Here is a 17,680-nt window from a genome sequence, read left to right on the forward strand (position 1 = left end):
AAAGTCGGGGAGGGCGGGGCCGTTGAAGCAGAAGGTCTCCAGCAGTTCGGCTTCTGCCAGGGGGGAGAGGTCGGTGACGTTGGAGCTGAACAGCCCCAGATTGCGCAGCCGGGGCAGGTCTCCCGCGCCTTCCAGGGAGTTCTGTCCGGCGTGGAGACGCAGGTCCACCACCGGGCAGCCCGCCAGAATGGACAGGTCCTCACAGGGCAGCAGGCCCACGTTGAGAATGGGCAGCTGGTCCCGCTCCACCAGGGCGGCCACCGCCTCCTCCGGCGGCCCCCACAGGGAGAGCTCCTCCAGCAGGGGCAGGGTACCCAGTACCGACCAGTCTCCGTCGGACACCGTCCGCCAGCCCAGGGACAGACGGACCAGAGGCAGATCGGCCAGAGGGGTCAGACTGTCCAGGGGGGTGAGCTGGTCGCTGTCGCCCACCCCGTCCAGATTCAGGTCCCGCAGCCTGGTGAGCCCCGCCAGCGGGGTCAGGTCGGAGGGGGTGTTGCCCCCCAGCCACAGGGTGCTCAGGCCGGTGAGGGAGGAGAGGGGGGACAGGTCCTCAATGGAGTTGTCGCACAGCACCAGGGTGGTGATGGGCAGCCCCTCCAGGGGGGACAGGTCGGAGATCTGCTGCCGGCACAGCCATACTTCCTTCAGGTTGGGCATACTGGCCAGCAGGGACAGGTCGGACACATCGCCGTAGGAGGTGTCGCCGGTCATATCATTCATATAATAGGAGTAGGACGAGGGGTCCTCCAGCACCTCATTGCCCAGCAGTGCCAGCCGCTCCACCTGCTCCAGATCGCTGTAGGTGATCTCTCCCAGAGGCCGGTCCAGCTCCTCCCGCACCGCCAGCTCCAGGCAGTAGGAGGAAAATTCCACCGGCTGGGACCCCTGCATTCGGGGAAGAGCCACAGCTCCGGCGGCCCCCAGACACAGGGCCAGGGCACAGACCGCCGCTAAGAGTTTGCGCTGCCTCCCGCGGGCCTTGCCGCCCAGCCCGTCCTTCAGTGCTGCGGCGGTGGGGTAGCGGTCTTCGGGACTGAAGGCAGTGCATTTGCGCAGGACCCCCTTCAGCTGCCGGGATACCGGAGCCGCCTCCAGGCTGTCCCGGTCATAGGAGCCGGTGAGGGTCCAGATCAGGGTGGCACCCAGGGCGTACAGGTCGGTGCGCTCGTCGGTCTGGGCAAAGCCGTATTGCTCGGGGGCGGCGGTGACCGAGCTGCCCATAATGCGGGTGTCGCTGTCCCGGTGAGGCTTGTACTGTCGGGCGATGCCGAAGTCAATGAGCCCCACATCTCCGTCGGGTCCTATGATGATGTTGTCCGGTTTGATGTCCCGGTGGATGATGGGCGGGTCCATCCGGTGGAGCTGGTCCAGCAGGGACAGAAGCTTCAGTCCCATCTGACGGCAGCTTGCCTCGTCACAGGGGCCGGTGCGGTCCAGATAACGGGTGAGAGACTGCCCGGGCAGGTAGCTGCGGACCAGATAGACGGTCTCTTCCTGCCGGAAGCAGTCGGCGGCCAAAGGCACACGGCCCGCCAGAGCGGGGTAGAGCTGGGTGAGCAGCCGGAACTCCTCCTCCAGGTCCTCGCCCCCCTCCCGGGCAATCTTGAGCACATAGGGAGCCTCGTCGCACCGGCGGCGGAGGAGCCACACGCTGCGGCTTTCCCGCTCCGCCAGACAGGCCTCCGGCCGGTACACCAGGGCGATGCGGTCAGGCAGGGCCAGACTGTCCACCACCTGCCGGTAATGATTGCGGAATTCCTCGGCGCGGCTCACAGAAGCCCCCCTTCTCCCAGAGAGAGGAGCAGCTCGTCGGTCTCCTCCAGGGTCAGGTGGTGGGTCAGGCCGTAGAGCACCGCCGCGTCAAACCGGCTGCGGGGATAGAGGGAGGCCCTGCCGCAGCGGGTGAGCAGCTTCTGGGTCTCCTCCTCCCCCAGGTCCAGGGCCAGAGCCAGCCGAAGCAAAAAGGTGCGGGTGGGAGGACGGGTGCCGTTAAAGAGCTGGTAGCCGTAGGACCGCTCCAGATAGCAGGCCCGGATGGCGTCCTTCACCAGCCAGCCCCGCCGCTCCAGCAGGTTGCACAGATAAAAAGTGAAGTCCGGCGGCGTAAAAGCGCCCCCCGCCAGCATGGCGGGATCCGAGGACGAGCGGATGGCATTGCGCAGTTCATCCGTGGTTTTCACAGCGCCTCTCCTTTCTTTATGGAATAGAAACAATTTACAAAAAGGTAACTGTCATCCATTATACTACCCGGTCGGGGACTTGGAAAGAGTGTATCATAGTTTCTCCACCGGCAGGTGTGCAGAATTGCACACTTTTTGCATAAAGAGAATAAGATCCGCGATCTGGAACAGAAAAGGGTAGATCATGCAATTTGTTCACAATTTACTCTTTTTTCTTTTCAGGGGTTATGCTATACTAGGAAACTGAATCAATGTCAACAGCCGCGTTTTGCGCTGTGGAAGATCAGAAAGGTGAAACAATCACATGGGACTGTTGAAAAAGCTGTTCGGCACCAGCTCCGCCAAGGAGCTCAAGGCCATCAAACCCATCGTGGACAAGATCGAGGCCCTGGACGAGGAGTACTCCAAGCTCACCGATGAGCAGCTCAAGGCCAAGACTCCTGAATTTAAAGAGCGTCTGGCCAATGGCGAGACCCTGGACGATATCCTGCCCGAGGCCTTTGCCGCCTGCCGGGAGGCGGCCTGGCGTGTGCTGGGTATGAAGCCCTACCGGGTGCAGCTCATCGGCGGCATCATCCTCCATCAGGGCCGTATCGCCGAGATGAAGACCGGCGAAGGCAAGACCCTGGTGGCCACCCTGCCCGCCTACCTCAACGCCCTGGCCGGCGAGGGTGTCCACATCGTCACCGTCAACGACTACCTGGCCAAGCGTGACTCCGAGTGGATGGGTAAAGTCTACCGCTTTATGGGCCTCACCGTGGGTCTGGTGATCCACGACATCCAGCCCAAGGACCGCAAGGCCTCCTATGCCGCCGACATCACCTACGGCACCAACAACGAGTTCGGCTTCGACTACCTGCGGGACAATATGTGCATCTACGCCACCGAAATGGTGCAGCGGGGCCACGCCTTTGCCATCGTGGACGAGGTGGACTCCATCCTCATCGACGAGGCCCGTACCCCCCTCATCATTTCCGGCCAGGGTGACAAGTCCACCCAGCTGTACACCATTGTGGACGCCTTCGTGGCCCGCCTGAAGGGCCAGCGGGTGGCCAAGGTGGACACCAAGGAGGAAGAGGACCCGGACGTGGACGCCGACTACATCGTGGATGAGAAGGCCCGCACCGTCACCCTCACCGCCCGTGGTATTGCCAAGGCTGAGCAGCAGTTCCAGATCGAGAACCTGGCCGATCCCGAGAACACCACCCTGTCCCACCACATCAACCAGGCCATTAAGGCCCGGGGCCTGATGAAGCGGGACATCGACTATGTGGTGAAGGACGGCGAGGTCATCATCGTGGACGAGTTCACCGGCCGCCTCATGTACGGCCGCCGCTATAACGAGGGCCTCCATCAGGCCATCGAGGCCAAGGAGGGGGTCACCGTGGCCCGTGAGTCCAAGACTCTGGCCACCATCACTTTCCAGAACTACTTCCGCCTGTACAACAAGCTGTCCGGTATGACCGGTACCGCCATGACCGAGGAGGAGGAGTTCGGTACCATCTACTCCCTGGACATCGTGGAGATCCCCACCAACAAGCCTCTGGCCCGCATCGACCACCCCGACGTGGTGTACAAGACCGAGGCCGGCAAGTACAAGGCCATTGTCAAGCAGATCGAGGAGTGCCACGCCAAGGGCCAGCCTGTGCTGGTGGGCACCATCTCCATCGAGAAGTCGGAGCAGATCTCCGAGATGCTCAAGCGCAAGGGCATCAAGCACAATGTGCTGAACGCCAAGTTCCACGAGAAGGAAGCCGAGATCGTGGCTCAGGCCGGTAAGCTGGGCGCCGTCACCGTGGCCACCAACATGGCTGGCCGTGGTACCGATATTCTGCTGGGCGGCAACGCCGAGTTCCTGGCCAAGGCCGAACTGCGGAAGGCCGGACTGTCCGACGAGCTCATCGCCGAGTCCACCGGCTTTGCCGACACCGACAACCAGGAGATCCTGGAGGCCCGCCGGATGTTTACCGAGGCGGAGGCCAAGTATAAGGACGAGATCAAGGAGGAGGCCGAGAAGGTCCGTGCCGCCGGCGGCCTGTTCATTCTGGGCACCGAGCGCCACGAGTCCCGCCGGATCGACAACCAGCTGCGGGGCCGTGCCGGCCGTCAGGGCGACCCCGGCGAGAGCCGGTTCTTCCTCTCCCTCCAGGACGACATCATGCGTCTGTTCGGCTCCGAGCGGGTCATGGGCATGATGGACCGGCTGGGTGTGGACGAGGACACCCCCCTGGACTCCAAGATGCTGTCCAACGTCATTGAGAACGCCCAGAAGCAGGTGGAGTCCCGGAACTTCCAGACCCGTAAGACGGTGCTGGAGTACGACGACGTAATGAACACCCAGCGTAAGGTCATCTATGAGCAGCGCCGCAAGGTGCTGGACGGCGAGAACCTGAAGGAGGCTGTCCAGACCATGCTCTCCACCGTCATCTCCAACGAGGTGGCGGCCCACATGGGCGAGCAGAAGCACATGGACGCCGAGAACTGGCGGGAGGTGTGCGCCCAGTTCAGAGGGCTGTTCCTCACCCCCGAGGACTACAAGTTCGACGACGAGGAGCTGCAGAAGTACGACGCCTCCCAGCTGGAGGAGCTGCTGCTGGACAAGGCCGCCGGGGTCTACAGCAAGAAGGAAGCTGAGCTGGGCGAGCCCCTCATGCGTGAGCTGGAGCGGGTGATGATGCTCCGGGTGGTGGACGAGTACTGGATGGACAACATCGACGCCATGCAGGAGCTGCGTCAGGGCATCGGCCTGCGGGCTTACGGCCAGAACGACCCTGTGGTGGAGTACAAGCGGGAAGGCTACGAGATGTTCGAGCGCATGATCGCCGCCATCCAGGAGGAGACCCTCCGCCGGATCTTCCTGGCCCGGGTGCAGGTGGGCTCCACCGTCAAGCGTGAGCGGGTGGCCAAGGTCACCGGCGAGAGCGCCGGCGCCGACGGCACCGTGAAAAAGCAGCCCGTCAAGAAGGGCAAGAAGCCCGGCCGCAACGATCCCTGCCCCTGCGGCAGCGGCAAGAAGTACAAGAAGTGCTGCGGGATGCACGAAGAGGACTGAGGACCGTCCAGGGGGTATCCCAAAAGTGAAGTGTGGCTGCGCTGGACTTCTATCGGAGGCGCCCCCGGCGCCTCCGACCCCCTGGATACAAAACCGCCGCGCCGCCTTGCGGCACAACGGTTTTGATACCCCCGGTTTCGCGCCCCGCGGCGCGGGTCGTGGTGTTTTTCCGAAAAATGAATTTCCGGAAAAACGGATTTCGATTTCCGGATGGAGGACTCCATGAACATCATCGAACACAACAAAAATGGCCTGCTCTATCTGTCCTGCGACGGCTTTGAGGCCGCCGGCGGAGTGGCCCACGGCTTTTCCACCCGGCTGGGCGGGGTGTCGGAGGGGAAGTTTGCCTCCCTCAACCTGAGCATGAACCGGGGAGACGAGCCGGACAAAGTGGCGGAGAATTACCGCCGCTTCTGCGCCGCCATCGGCGCCGATGTGAAGGGTGTGGTGTGCGCCAGCCAGGTCCACGGGGACACGGTGCGCTCCGTCACCTCCGCCGATATGGGTATCCCCCTGGACCAGCCGGAGCCCTGGCAGGCCGACGGCCTGGTCACCGACATCCCCGGCGTGGTGCTCACCGTCTTTACCGCCGACTGCCTGCCCATTCTGCTCTACGACCCGGTGCGCCGGGTGGTGGGGGCGGTCCACGCCGGTTGGCGGGGCACCGCTCTGGGCATCGCCGCCAAGGCGGTGGAGCGGATGGTGGACTGCTATGGCTGCGACCGGCTGGACATTCTGGCCGCCATCGGCCCCGGCATCTCCAAGTGCTGCTTTGAGACCCACGAGGACGTGCCCAACGCTATGACCGAGGCCATGGGGGCCTCCGCCCTCCACTGCATCCAGGTGCTGCCCACCGGCAAGTTCCATGTGGATCTGAAGGCCCTCAACGCCCGGCGGCTGGAGAGCGCCGGGCTGGACCCCGAGCACATCGCCGTGTCCGGCGACTGCACCGCCTGTCTGCCGGAGAAATACTGGTCCCACCGTGTGACCCACGGAGAACGGGGCAGTCAGGCGGCAATGATCGCAATCATCTAGGGGGTATCCAAAAGCGGGATGTGGCTCCGCTGGATTTCCATCGGAGGCGCCCCCGGCGCCTCCGACCCCCTAGATACGAGCCTGCGTGCCGACGAAACGCCGGCGACTTGGCTCGATACCCCCGGTTTCGCGCTCGTGGCGCGGGTCGGGGAGTCTTTCCGGGAAGCGAATTCCCGGAAAGACATTTTTTTATCCAGGAAAAAGACAAGGAGGGGCTGCCCTTGAACAAACGAATACGACTGCGTCTTGCGGCTCTGGGGGCGGCCCTCTGCATGGTCCTGGCGGGCTGTACCGGCGGGCCGGAGCCGGAGGTTACCCCCACGCCGGAACCCACCGTCTCCGCCGCCCCAACCTCTGAGACGGCGGAATTTACCCTGGCCTGCTACCCTCAGGCCGGATTCCATCCCATTACCGGCGGTAACCGCACCAACCTGTCTCTGGGTGGGCTGATGTATGAGGGCCTGTTTGCCCTGGATCAGCAGTTTGAGGTCAGTCAGGTGCTGTGTTCCGGTTATACCGCCTCGGAGGATGGGCTGACCTGGACCTTCACCCTGCGCTCCGGTGTCACCTTCTCCGACGGCAGTCCCCTCACCTCGGCGGAGGTGGTGTCCTCCCTGGAGGCCGCCCGCACCAGTACCCTCTATTCCGCCCGGTTTGCCGACATTGGCGCCATTACGGCGGGGGAGGGGGCGGTGACAGTGACCCTCACCCGGGCCAACGGGTCCCTGCCAGCCCTGCTGGACATCCCCATCGTCAAGGAGACCGGCGGCACCCCGCTGGGCACCGGGCCCTATGTGCTCACCGGCAGCGGCAACGACCTGTCCCTCACCGCCAACGGAAGCTGGTGGCAGGGGGAGAAGCTGCCGGTGGACACCATTCCCCTCCAGGCCATTCAGGAGGCAGACGATTTGATCCACGCCTTCGACACCAAGGAGATCTCCCTGGTGTCCACCGACCTGACCGCCACCAATGCCCTGGGCTTCTCCGGCTCCTTTGATACCCTGGATTATCCCACCTCCACCATGGTGTATGTGGGCTTCAACACCGTCAGCGGCCCCTGCGCCGACGCGGGGGTGCGGAAGGCCCTGCTGCGGGCCTTTGACCGGGAGTCGGTATCCACCGCCATCTTCTCCCGCCACGCCCAGCCTGCCGCCCTGCCGGTCCACCCCGGCAGCGCCCTCTACCATGAGGATCAGGCCCCCGCCCTCAGTTACTCCTCCCAGGCGGTGGCCGAGGCCATCACCGCCGCGGGCTGGACTGCCACCGACAGCGGCTGGGTCAACGGACGGCAGACCCTCAGCCTGGAGCTGGTAGTGTCCGCCGAAAATCAGGACCGGGTGGCGGCAGCTCAGCATCTGGTCAACGGCCTCAACGATCTGGGCATCCGGGCCACCCTCACCAAGCTGGACTGGGATGCCTATGTCTCCGCCCTTCAGAGCGGCAACTTTGACCTCTACCTGGGGGAGGTGCGGCTTACCGCCGACTTTGATCTCACCGCCCTCATTACCGCCGGAGGCTCCCTCAACTACGGAGGTTACAGCGACACTCAGGCCGCCCAGCTGCTCCAGACCTATCGGGCTACCAACGGCCAGAGCCGGGACCTGAGCGCCCGTCAGCTCTACGCCCGGCTGGCGGAGGAGCCACCCTTCGCAGTGATCTGCTTCAAAAACTGGTCCGTGCTCTCCCAGTGGAACGCCGTCTCCAATATGACGCCCACCCAACAGAATCTGTTCTTCCAGTTTGCCTATTGGGAGATCGCACAATGAATCCAGCGGCCCCCGCATCACGCGGGGGCCGCTTTTTGCGTGTCCGCCCCGCCAGGTTTCCCCCAATTCCGGGGGACAGGCCTGCTATACTGTATCCAAAAGCTGGAAAACAAACAGGCGAGGAGCGGTCACCATGACACAGTGGTATGCGTACAGCGCCAAGCAGGCGCTGGAGGAATTGAGAAGCAATCAGGGCGGACTGACCGGGGCGGAGGCCGCCCGGCGGCTGGTGGCCCACGGGCCCAACAAACTGGCCCACAAGAAGGACAAGTCCTTCCTGGCCCGGCTGCTGGGCCAGCTGAAGGACCCCATGATCCTGGTGCTGCTGGCGGCAGCGGCCCTGTCCCTGTGGGCCAGCGGGGGAGAGGACTGGCTGGACGCCGCCATCATTCTGGGCATCGTGGCGGTGAACGCCATTATCTCCCTGTCCCAGGAGGACAGCGCCCGCAAGGCGCTGGAGGCCCTGAGCCAGATGTCCGCCCCGGCGGCCCACGCCCTGCGGGACGGGGTGCTGACCCGGGTGGAGGCGGACAAGCTGGTGCCCGGCGACGTGATCCGTCTGGAGGCGGGGGACCTGGTGCCTGCCGACTGCCGCATCCTGGAGGCGGCAGGACTCCAGGCCGACGAATCCGCCATGACCGGCGAGTCCGCCCCGGTAAACAAGGGAGCCCTGGGACCCCTGCCCGCCGACACCCCCCTGGCAGAGCGGCGCAATATGCTCCTCTCCGCCACGGTGGTCACCCGGGGCCGGGCCACCTGTCTGGTAGCCGCCACCGGAATGGATACGGAGGTGGGTCATATCGCCGGTCTCTTGATGGATAAGGGGGAAAGCGAAACACCTTTACAGAAGAAGATGGGGGAGATTTCCAAGACCCTGTCCTTCCTGTGCCTGTGCGTGTGCGCGGTGATGTTCGGGGTGGGGCTGCTCCAGGGGCGGAATCTGCTGGAAATGTTCCTCACCGCCGTATCTCTGGCGGTGGCCGCCATCCCTGAGGGCCTGCCCGCCATCATTTCCATTGTGCTGGCCCTGGGGGTAAGCCGTATGGCCAAGCGGCGGGCCATCGTCAAAAAGCTGCCTGCGGTGGAAACTTTGGGGTGCGCCGGGGTGATCTGCTCCGACAAAACGGGCACCCTGACCCAGAACAAAATGACGGTGGTGGACATCTGGACGCCCTCCCAGGGGGAGCGGGATCTGGCCCTCACCATTGGGGCCCTGTGCGGCGATGCCGAGCTGAATTGGAAGGGGAAGAGCCCGGTGTGTACCGGCGATCCCACCGAGGCCGCCCTGGTGGAGGCGGCAGCACGGGCCGGACTGGATAAGAATAAATTGGGGGAGGAATGGCCCAGAAAAGGGGAGATTCCCTTTGATTCGGAACGAAAACTCATGACCACCGTACATAGCAGGCCGGGCGGGGGATACCGGGTGATGGTGAAAGGCGCCCCCGACGTGCTGGCCCGGCGGTGCCGGTTGACCGAGAGCGCCCTGCGGCGGATCACCACCCGCAACGAGGCCATGGCGGGCAAGGCTTTGCGGGTGCTGGGGGTGGCCTACAAGGATGTGGAGGCGCAGCCCCGCAGCCTGGACAGCGACAGCGTGGAGCAGGGCCTCACCTTTGTGGGACTGCTGGGCATGATGGACCCGCCCCGGCCGGAGGTACGCCGGGCGGTGGACCAGTGCTACAAGGCGGGGGTACGGCCGGTGATGATCACCGGCGACCACAAGCTCACCGCCGTGGCGGTGGCCAAGGAGCTGGGCATCTGCCGGGATGGGGACCGGGCCCTCACCGGGGAGGACCTGGACTTTCTGCCCCAGCCTGCTCTGGAGGAGGAAGTGGACAAATTTGCCGTGTACGCTCGGGTGTCGCCGGAGCACAAGCTGCGTATCGTCCAGGCCTGGCAGGCCAGGGGGAAGGTGGTGGCCATGACCGGAGACGGCACTAATGACGCCCCCGCCCTCAAGGCCGCCGACATCGGCTGCGCCATGGGCAAGGGAGGCACCGACGTGGCCCGTGGGGCGGCGGACATGATCCTCACCGACGACAACTTCGCTACCATCGTCTCGGCGGTGGAGGAGGGGAGAGGGATCTACGCCAACATCAAAAAGGCCATCCACTACCTGCTCTCCTGCAATATCGGCGAGATTCTGACCATCGCCCTGGCCACCCTGCTGCGGTTTCCGGAGATGCCCCTGGCCCCGGTCCAGCTGCTGTGGCTCAATCTGGTCACCGACTCTCTGCCCGCTCTGGCCCTGGGGGTGGAGCCGGTGGAGCCGGGGGTGATGGACCGGCCGCCCCGGCAGGCGGGGGAGTCCCTCTTTGCCCACGGCTTTGCCTTCCGGCTGGCCTGGCAGGGGGTGATGGTGGGGGCCCTCACCCTGGCGGCCTATGTGCTGGGGGCCTGGGTGCTGCCGGGCTGCTCCCTGGCGGCGGGCAACACCATGGCCTTCGCTACGCTCACCCTGTGTCAGCTTTTCCACGCCTTTGACGTGCGCAGCGAGGAGGCCTCCATCTTCAAGCTGGGGATCACCTCCAACCCGGCCATGAACCGCGCCTTCCTCATCGGCCTTGCTATGCAGTTGGCGGTGCTGCTGGTGCCCCCGCTGCAAACGGTATTCTCTACCGTGTCCCTGTCCCCACGGGCCTGGGGGGTGGTGGCCGGTCTGGCGGTGACCCCGGTGGTGGTGTGCGAGGCGGCCAAGGCCTTCCGCCGCAGCCATAAGCCGGGCAAGCGGGTGAGCGCTGCCAAGGCGGCCAGTCGGGGATAGCGGTCGGGAGCGGATGACGGGGGAACCCCTCATCAGTCAGCCTGCGGCTGCCAGCTTCCCCCCACAGGGGGGAAGCCAGCGCCGGTGGAAAGAAAAATCAAAATTACCCCTTGACAAAGACAAAACGGGGCGGTATACTATGCCAAACTAAATCGTCAAACCGATGAGAAAGAGGAGTAGTCCGGTATCAAGGCCTCACAGAGAGTCGCGGGTGGTGGGATCGCGGCAGGCGGCGTCCGGGTGAATGGACTTTTGAGGGCTTTGCGAAAGGGAAACCGAGTAGCGCGACGGGGACTCCACCCGTTATCAGGGGAGCGTGTGCTGGCAGGCACGCGAAAGTGAGCGGGCGCATTGTTTATATGCGTCAATCCGGGTGGCACCGCAGAGGTTTTTATTACGCCTTTGTCCCAGAGAATCTTTGGGACGGGGGCGTTTTTTCATGCCCTCTCCCGCAAAACCAATTTTGAAGGAGTGCATGAACATGACCAAGATCCCTCACCGCCTGTACCTCACCGAAGACCAGATGCCTCAGCGTTGGTTCAACCTGCGCTCCGCCATGGCGGAGCAGCCCGATCCCATGCTCCACCCCGGCACCCTCCAGCCCCTGGGGGTGGACGATCTGTCCCCCATCTTCTGCACCGAACTGGCAAGACAGGAGCTGGACGCCGTCAACGAGTTCATCGACATCCCGGAGGAGATCCAGGAGGTCTACAAGATGTACCGGCCCTCGCCTCTGATCCGGGCCTACAACCTGGAGAAGGCCCTGGGCACCCCGGCCAAAATCTATTACAAGTTTGAGGGCAACAACACCTCCGGCTCCCACAAGCTCAACTCCGCCGTGGCCCAGGCCTACTACGCCAAGCAGCAGGGCCTCACCGGTGTCACCACCGAGACGGGAGCCGGTCAGTGGGGCACCGCCCTCAGCGAGGCCTGTTCCTACTTCGGGCTGACCTGCGACGTGTTTATGGTGAAGTGCTCCTACGAGCAGAAGCCCTTCCGCAAGGCGGTGATGGGGGTGTTTGACGCCGACGTGACTCCGTCCCCCTCCAACCTCACCCAGGTGGGCCGCAAGATCCTGGCGGAGAATCCGGGCACCACCGGCAGCCTGGGCTGCGCCATCTCCGAGGCGGTGGAGGCCGCCCTCAACAGTGAAGGCAAGAAGCGCTATGTGCTGGGCAGCGTGCTCAACCAGGTGCTGCTGCACCAGTCCATCATCGGCCTGGAGTCCAAGATCGCCATGGAGCAGCTGGGGGAGTACCCCGACGTGGTGGTGGGCTGCGCCGGCGGCGGCTCCAACCTGGGCGGCCTTATCGCCCCCTTTATGGCCGACAAGCTGAAGGGTGTGAAGAACCCCCGCATCGTGGCGGTGGAACCCGCCTCCTGCCCCTCCCTCACCCGGGGCAAGTACGCCTACGATTTCTGCGACACCGGCAGGGTGACCCCTCTGGCCCGGATGTACACCCTGGGCTGCGGCTTCATCCCCTCCGCCAATCACGCCGGCGGCCTGCGCTACCACGGCATGAGCCCCGTCCTCTCCAAGCTGTACCACGATGGGCACATGGAGGCGGTGGCCTACGAGCAGACCAAGGTCTTTGAGGCGGCGGTGCTCTTTGCCAAGCAGGAGACCATCCTGCCTGCTCCCGAGTCGGCCCACGCCATCAAGGGAGCCATCGACGAGGCCCTCAAGTGTAAGGAGAGCGGCGAGGCCAAGACCATCCTTTTCGGCCTCACGGGCACCGGCTACTTCGATATGACCGCCTATGAGAACTACCTCACCGGCAAGATGACCGACTATATTCCCACCGACGAGGATCTGCAAAAGGGCTTTGACTCCCTGCCTGACATTCCTCAAAATAAAGGGATTTGACCGGACGGGCCAGCTGCAAGAAATTGGCGGCTGGCCCGGTTGCTTGTCGAAATAAATCGAACTATATGGGCAAAAATGGGTTATTTCTTACGAAATGGATACATTTACCGGGATGGGCTTGATTTTACGGCATAGAAAGACTAAACTAAAGTTAGTCAGGCCCAATGTGAGAAACCTGATAAAAATCATTTTTCAAAACAGGTAAGGAGCGTGAGACAAATGAAAAGAAAGATGCTATCCATGCTGATGGCTCTGGCAATGATTTTATCATTGCTGCCGGTGACCGCGTTGGCGGCGGATCCCACGGCTAAGGATGGGCTCCCCACGGCCAGCGGCACATACTTCTTTGCCAATGGTACGCCCATCACTATCACGGCCGCGGCGCCGGAAGGCGAAAAAGTTGAGAACTTTGGGACAAACTTTACCGCCACGGGCACAGACGCCTACATCAGTTGGGATGACAATGGCACGACCAAATATGTGGGTGTGAGCAGCAACACTTCCGTCTATGGCGGCGCTGACGGCAGGACGGAGGCGGTGTCGGTGGAAAGTACCAGCATCACCATGACCGGCGGTAATGTGTGGAACGTATTCGGCGGCAACTACGGGGAAGAGAACGCTAATACAAATTTCTGCTCCGTTGTAAAGGGAGATGTAAACATTTCTCTTTCCGGCAATGCCGTGGTGAAGAACCTTCTTCACGGAGCGGGCGCCCGCAATACCTGTGTAAACGGCACCATAACCATGGAGTTTGACGGTGTTGACCTCTCTGATCCCAGCAGCCAGCTCTATGTCAACGGCGGATCCTGGGGAAATGGAAATGAAGGGACACGCAATATTGCGGACGGTGCCATGGAGACCGAGGCTGTGGCAAACAAGGTTATCATTACGGCCAAGGACAGCAAGTTCTACCTGCTCGGCGGCGGCGGCAGCGGCAGCACCAAGGTGCGTTCCAGCAGCGTGACGCTGAATAATTGTGAGCTGAGCTACCTCTATCTTGGCGGCATCAACGGCGAAGTGGTGGAATCCTCCATCGTGGCCACCGGTTGCACCATTGCAGATTTTTCCGCCACCAACCGCGGCTTTGTGGGCACGGGTAATGTCGACCTGAATGACTGCACGATTACCAAGCTGAATACCGGCGCGGCCAACGGCTGCTTCAGCAGCGACTCCGGCGGAGTGGACGGCAGCGGCGTTACCGGCAGCTGCGTGTGGGACATTGATGCGGACACCACGGTAGAGGATGCCCAGCTTACCCCGCTGGTGATGAAGAACAATGGTTCTTACACCAATACCTATGAAAATCTGACCGTCCAAAAGGCGGGAGATCCTCTTGAACTGAAAATTACCGACTTTGTTGCAGATGAGAAAAATGATACTCTGACACAACGTACGTTTGCGGTTCCTGAGGGCAGCACCCTGACGCTCAAGGGCGTAAACGCTACTGTAACCGCAGACAGCACCCTCACCAATGTGGGCACCATCGACATGGACAGCACGTCCAGCCTGACGGTGGCTTCCGGCGCAACTTTTGGGCAGCTCGGTACTGTGAACGGTACTGTCGATGGCAAGGGAACCATCAACGATGACTATGTCGCTCGCATCGGCACCACCGGTTATGCTTCCCTCCAGGATGCCGTTAACGCGGTGAGTACAACTGAGCCTGCGACGATTACTCTGCTGAAAGATACTGCCGGCGCCGGCGTAGTCGTGAATGGCACCGTGCAGAGAAATCTTACTTTTGACCTGGGCGGACATACCTATACAATCACCAGCGGCGTAGGTTCTTCCGGTACTGAGACCAACGGGTTCCAGCTGATCAAAGATAACAACATTACCTTTAAGAACGGGACCATTGCCGCGGATCCTGCGGAGGGACAGCAAGTCAAGATCCTGATCCAGAACTATTCCAACCTCACCCTGGAAAATGTTACGCTGGATGGCACCGGTATGACGGATTATACCGGCCTCAACTACACCCTGTCCAACAACAACGGTGAAATCATCCTGAACACCGGGACAACGATTATCCCCCGTGCAGATGATGAGATCGCCATGGACGTCTGCTGGGCAAAGTACTATCAGAATGGTGCCCGTGTGACGGTAGACGAGGGCGCGACCATTCAGGGCAATGTGGAACTGGGACTTTGGGATCAGGATGCATATGAGGGGAATCAGAGTGTTCTAACCGTCAACGGCGGTACCATCACCGGAGATTTGATCATCGGGAAGCAGACCAGCTCTGATGATGAGCTGCAGCAGGTCGTGGAATCCCTGAAGACCAATATCACCATCAACGGCGGCTCCTTTGGTGCCAGCGTGGATCAATTTATTGACAGCACAGATCAAGCCGCCGCCAAGGTGCAGAGCGGTGATACCCACAGCTACTACACGTCCATGGAAGCTGCTCTGGCGGCTGCCCAGCAGGGCGACAGCATCACCGATCTGAAGGCGACCACCACCACGTACACCCTGACCTTGAAGTACAACGACAACGCCACCGCGGATTCTGTGTATACGGTGGCGGAGAACACCGAGGTTCCCCTGCCCACGCCCACCCGGGACGGCTACCGCTTCCAGGGCTGGAGCGACGGCACCAATACCTATAACGCGGGCGCTGTGTATAGAGTCACCGACACCGCCACCCTCACCGCCCAGTGGAGTGTGATCTCCTCCGGCACCTCCTACGCCATCACCGTGGAAAGCAGCGACAACGGCACTGTGACCGCCAGCCGGACCCGCGCCAACAAGGGCCTCACTGTCACTCTGACCGTGAAGGCTGACGAGGGCTACGCTCTGGACACCCTCACCGTTACCGGCAAGAACGGCAACGAGATCAAGCTCACCGACAAGGGCGACGGCAAGTATACCTTCACCATGCCCGCTTCTGCTGTCACCGTGAAGGCCTCCTTTGCCAAGGATGACGCCCCCGTGGAGACCGGCCTGCCCTTCACCGATGTGAAGGCCGGCGACTGGTTCTATGAGGCCGTCAAGTACGCCTACGACAACAAGCTGATGGACGGCACTTCCTCCACCACCTTTGCCCCCCTCATGACCACCAACCGGGCCATGATCGTCACCATCCTGTGGCGGCTGGAGGGCAGCCCTGTGGTCAACTACGCCATGAACTTCAGCGATGTGGAGAGCGGCGTGTGGTACACCGAGGCGGTCCGCTGGGCGGCTGCCGAGGGCATCGTCAAGGGCTACAGCGACACCGTGTTTGCCCCCGATGATACCGTGACCCGTGAGCAGCTGGCCACCATCCTGTACCGCTATGCCGGGTACAAGGAGTACGACGTGTCCGCCAAGGGCGACCTGACCACCTTCGCCGACGGCAGCACCGTGTCCACCTGGGCGGCCGACGGCATGACCTGGGCGGTTGGCGCCCAGCTCATCACCGGCAAGGACGGCGGCAAGCTGGATCCCACCGGCACCGCCACCCGCGCTGAGGTTGCCACCATCCTTATGCGCTTCTGCGAGAACGTGGCAAAGTAAGAAGCAATACTATCCGGACCGCCGCGGGAAATCCTCCCGCGGCGGTCTTTTTGTGCACGGCACGGAAACACAGGAGAAAGAAGGGGGGATTGCCCCGCTATAAGGGGAAATATTGTTCCGATTCCTATGGAAATACCTTGTATTCTCCGAAACTATCCGGTATAATAATAGAACAAACGCCGCTGCGCGGCATCAATGGAAAGGTGAGGGATCATCCCATGGAATTGAAGAATTTTGACAATATCATCAGCCGTGTTCCCAAGCTGAATGTTCCTCTGCGCGTGGTCCTGGCCGGTTCTGACGGCGAGAATATGCTCCGCGGCCTGTTCCAGGCTCAGAAGGAGGGCTTTGTGCAGCCCGTGCTGGTGGGCGACCGGGCCCGTACCATGGTGCAGCTGGAGAAGCTGGGCCTGGACAAGGAGCCCTACACCATGGTGGACACCGCTCCCGGCCACAATGTGACCCAGGCCGCCATCGACGTGATCCACTGCGGCGAGGGCGACATCCTCATGCGTGGCAATATGCCCACCCGCGACTTCCTGATGCCCGTGCTGGACAAGAAGAACGGCCTGCGGACCGAGCGCCTCATGAGCCATGTGTCTCTGGCCTCCATCCCCGAGTATCCCAAGCTGCTGGCTCTGTCCGACATGACCATCATCGTCAGCCCCAACCCCACCCAGAAGAAGGCCATCATCAAGAACACCGCCGATGCCCTGAAGGCCTTCGGCTATGAGAACCCCAAGCTGGCTCTGATGGCCCTGGTGGAGAACGTCAACTTCCATATGCCCGATACCATCGAGGCCCAGCGCCTGGTGAGCGAGCAGAAGCAGCACCCCTTCGCCGACTGCGAGCTGTGGGGCCCCATCTCCTACGACCTCATTATCTCCAAGGAGGCCTGCCGCCTGAAGAACTACGACTGCCCCTGGTCCGGCGGCGGCTTCGACGGCATCATCGCTCAGGACCTGATCGCCGGCAACATCCTGGTGAAGAGCTGGCTCATCCACGCCCACGCCACCACCTGCGGCGCCGTGGTGGGCGCCAAGGTGCCCATCGCTCTGACCTCCCGCTCTGCCAAGGCGGAGGAGAGCTTCCTGTCCCTGGTGTTCTGCGCCGTCCTCAACGAGTGGCGCAAGACCCAGCAGAACAAGTAAGTCCATACGGTAAAAGGCCGGCGCGTTAGCGCCGGCCTTTTTGCGTGGATGGGGGATATGGCGGGCGGCCATAAAGGCCGCCCCTACAGGGTGAAGCACAAAAAAGGCCTGCTGCAAAATAGAATACAGCTGTCATTCTGAGCCCCAGCGGGGCGAAGAATCTTCCTGTGGCAGACAAACTGGCAGAAAAGATCCGACCCTGACGCTCAGGATGACAAAATGGGGACCTGCTGCAAACTGCGCAGCCGGTACAAAGACCCGTCATTCCGAGAAAAACGGCCGCCCGGTGGGCGGCCGTTTTTCGTGGGAATCCGCCCCTTTTGCCGGGGAAACGGATTGCCACGCCAGTGTGCGCACTGGCTCGCAA

General features: G+C 62.4%; 9 protein-coding genes. 7 read left to right on the forward strand and 2 right to left on the reverse strand.

The genetic code is table 11. The features are described 5' to 3' along the window. Both B5E56_RS13700 and B5E56_RS13705 read right to left on the reverse strand, forming a co-directional pair. Positions 1-1,776 (reverse strand): serine/threonine protein kinase (locus B5E56_RS13700; protein WP_158098738.1); only part of this gene is annotated, 1,776 nt, incomplete at its 3' end. Further along, positions 1,773-2,183, reverse strand: a complete 411-nt coding sequence (locus B5E56_RS13705) for a hypothetical protein (protein WP_087391154.1) — start codon at positions 2,181-2,183, stop codon at positions 1,773-1,775. The genes B5E56_RS13705 and B5E56_RS13700, both read right to left, overlap by 4 nt. 304 nt (positions 2,184-2,487) lie before the next feature. Here B5E56_RS13705 and secA point away from each other — a divergent pair, with 304 nt between their 5' ends. The 7 genes from secA to B5E56_RS13745 all read left to right on the forward strand — a co-directional run bounded on the left by secA (position 2,488) and on the right by B5E56_RS13745 (position 17,313). Beyond that, entirely contained in the window at positions 2,488-5,235 is a 2,748-nt protein-coding gene (secA, locus tag B5E56_RS13710) for a preprotein translocase subunit SecA (protein ID WP_087391157.1), read from the forward strand. A 222-nt stretch (positions 5,236-5,457) separates the two neighbouring features. Beyond that, on the forward strand, positions 5,458-6,270 hold the full coding sequence (gene pgeF / locus B5E56_RS13715) for a peptidoglycan editing factor PgeF (protein ID WP_087391160.1): 813 nt from the start codon (positions 5,458-5,460) through the stop codon (positions 6,268-6,270). Between the two features lie 221 nt (positions 6,271-6,491). Beyond that, positions 6,492-8,036, forward strand: a complete 1,545-nt coding sequence (locus B5E56_RS13725) for an ABC transporter substrate-binding protein (RefSeq protein ID WP_242959005.1) — start codon at positions 6,492-6,494, stop codon at positions 8,034-8,036. A gap of 133 nt (positions 8,037-8,169) precedes the next feature. Continuing rightward, on the forward strand, positions 8,170-10,800 hold the full coding sequence (locus B5E56_RS13730; RefSeq protein ID WP_087391167.1) for a cation-translocating P-type ATPase: 2,631 nt from the start codon (positions 8,170-8,172) through the stop codon (positions 10,798-10,800). A gap of 481 nt (positions 10,801-11,281) precedes the next feature. After that, positions 11,282-12,667 carry a TrpB-like pyridoxal phosphate-dependent enzyme gene (locus B5E56_RS13735; RefSeq protein WP_087391170.1) on the forward strand — a complete coding sequence of 462 codons (1,386 nt, stop codon included), beginning with the start codon at positions 11,282-11,284 and terminating at the stop codon, positions 12,665-12,667. Between the two features lie 219 nt (positions 12,668-12,886). Further along, positions 12,887-16,162 carry an S-layer homology domain-containing protein gene (locus B5E56_RS13740; protein WP_087391173.1) on the forward strand — a complete coding sequence of 1,092 codons (3,276 nt, stop codon included), beginning with the start codon at positions 12,887-12,889 and terminating at the stop codon, positions 16,160-16,162. 218 nt (positions 16,163-16,380) lie between these two features. After that, on the forward strand, positions 16,381-17,313 hold the full coding sequence (locus B5E56_RS13745) for a phosphate acyltransferase (protein WP_087391176.1): 933 nt from the start codon (positions 16,381-16,383) through the stop codon (positions 17,311-17,313). The last annotated feature ends 367 nt before the right edge of the window (positions 17,314-17,680 follow it).

This window comes from Flavonifractor sp. An112 (genome assembly GCF_002161085.1).
Classification (GTDB): domain Bacteria; phylum Bacillota; class Clostridia; order Oscillospirales; family Oscillospiraceae; genus Flavonifractor; species Flavonifractor avicola.

Bases quoted from the DNA above. Each gene is read 5' to 3' on its own strand.
- secA (WP_087391157.1), top strand. From the start codon at position 2,488: ATGGGACTGTTGAAAAAGCTGTTCGGCACCAGCTCCGCCAAGGAGCTC.
- pgeF (WP_087391160.1), top strand. From the start codon at position 5,458: ATGAACATCATCGAACACAACAAAAATGGCCTGCTCTATCTGTCCTGC.
- B5E56_RS13730 (WP_087391167.1), top strand. From the start codon at position 8,170: ATGACACAGTGGTATGCGTACAGCGCCAAGCAGGCGCTGGAGGAATTG.
- B5E56_RS13735 (WP_087391170.1), top strand. From the start codon at position 11,282: ATGACCAAGATCCCTCACCGCCTGTACCTCACCGAAGACCAGATGCCT.
- B5E56_RS13740 (WP_087391173.1), top strand. From the start codon at position 12,887: ATGAAAAGAAAGATGCTATCCATGCTGATGGCTCTGGCAATGATTTTA.
- B5E56_RS13745 (WP_087391176.1), top strand. From the start codon at position 16,381: ATGGAATTGAAGAATTTTGACAATATCATCAGCCGTGTTCCCAAGCTG.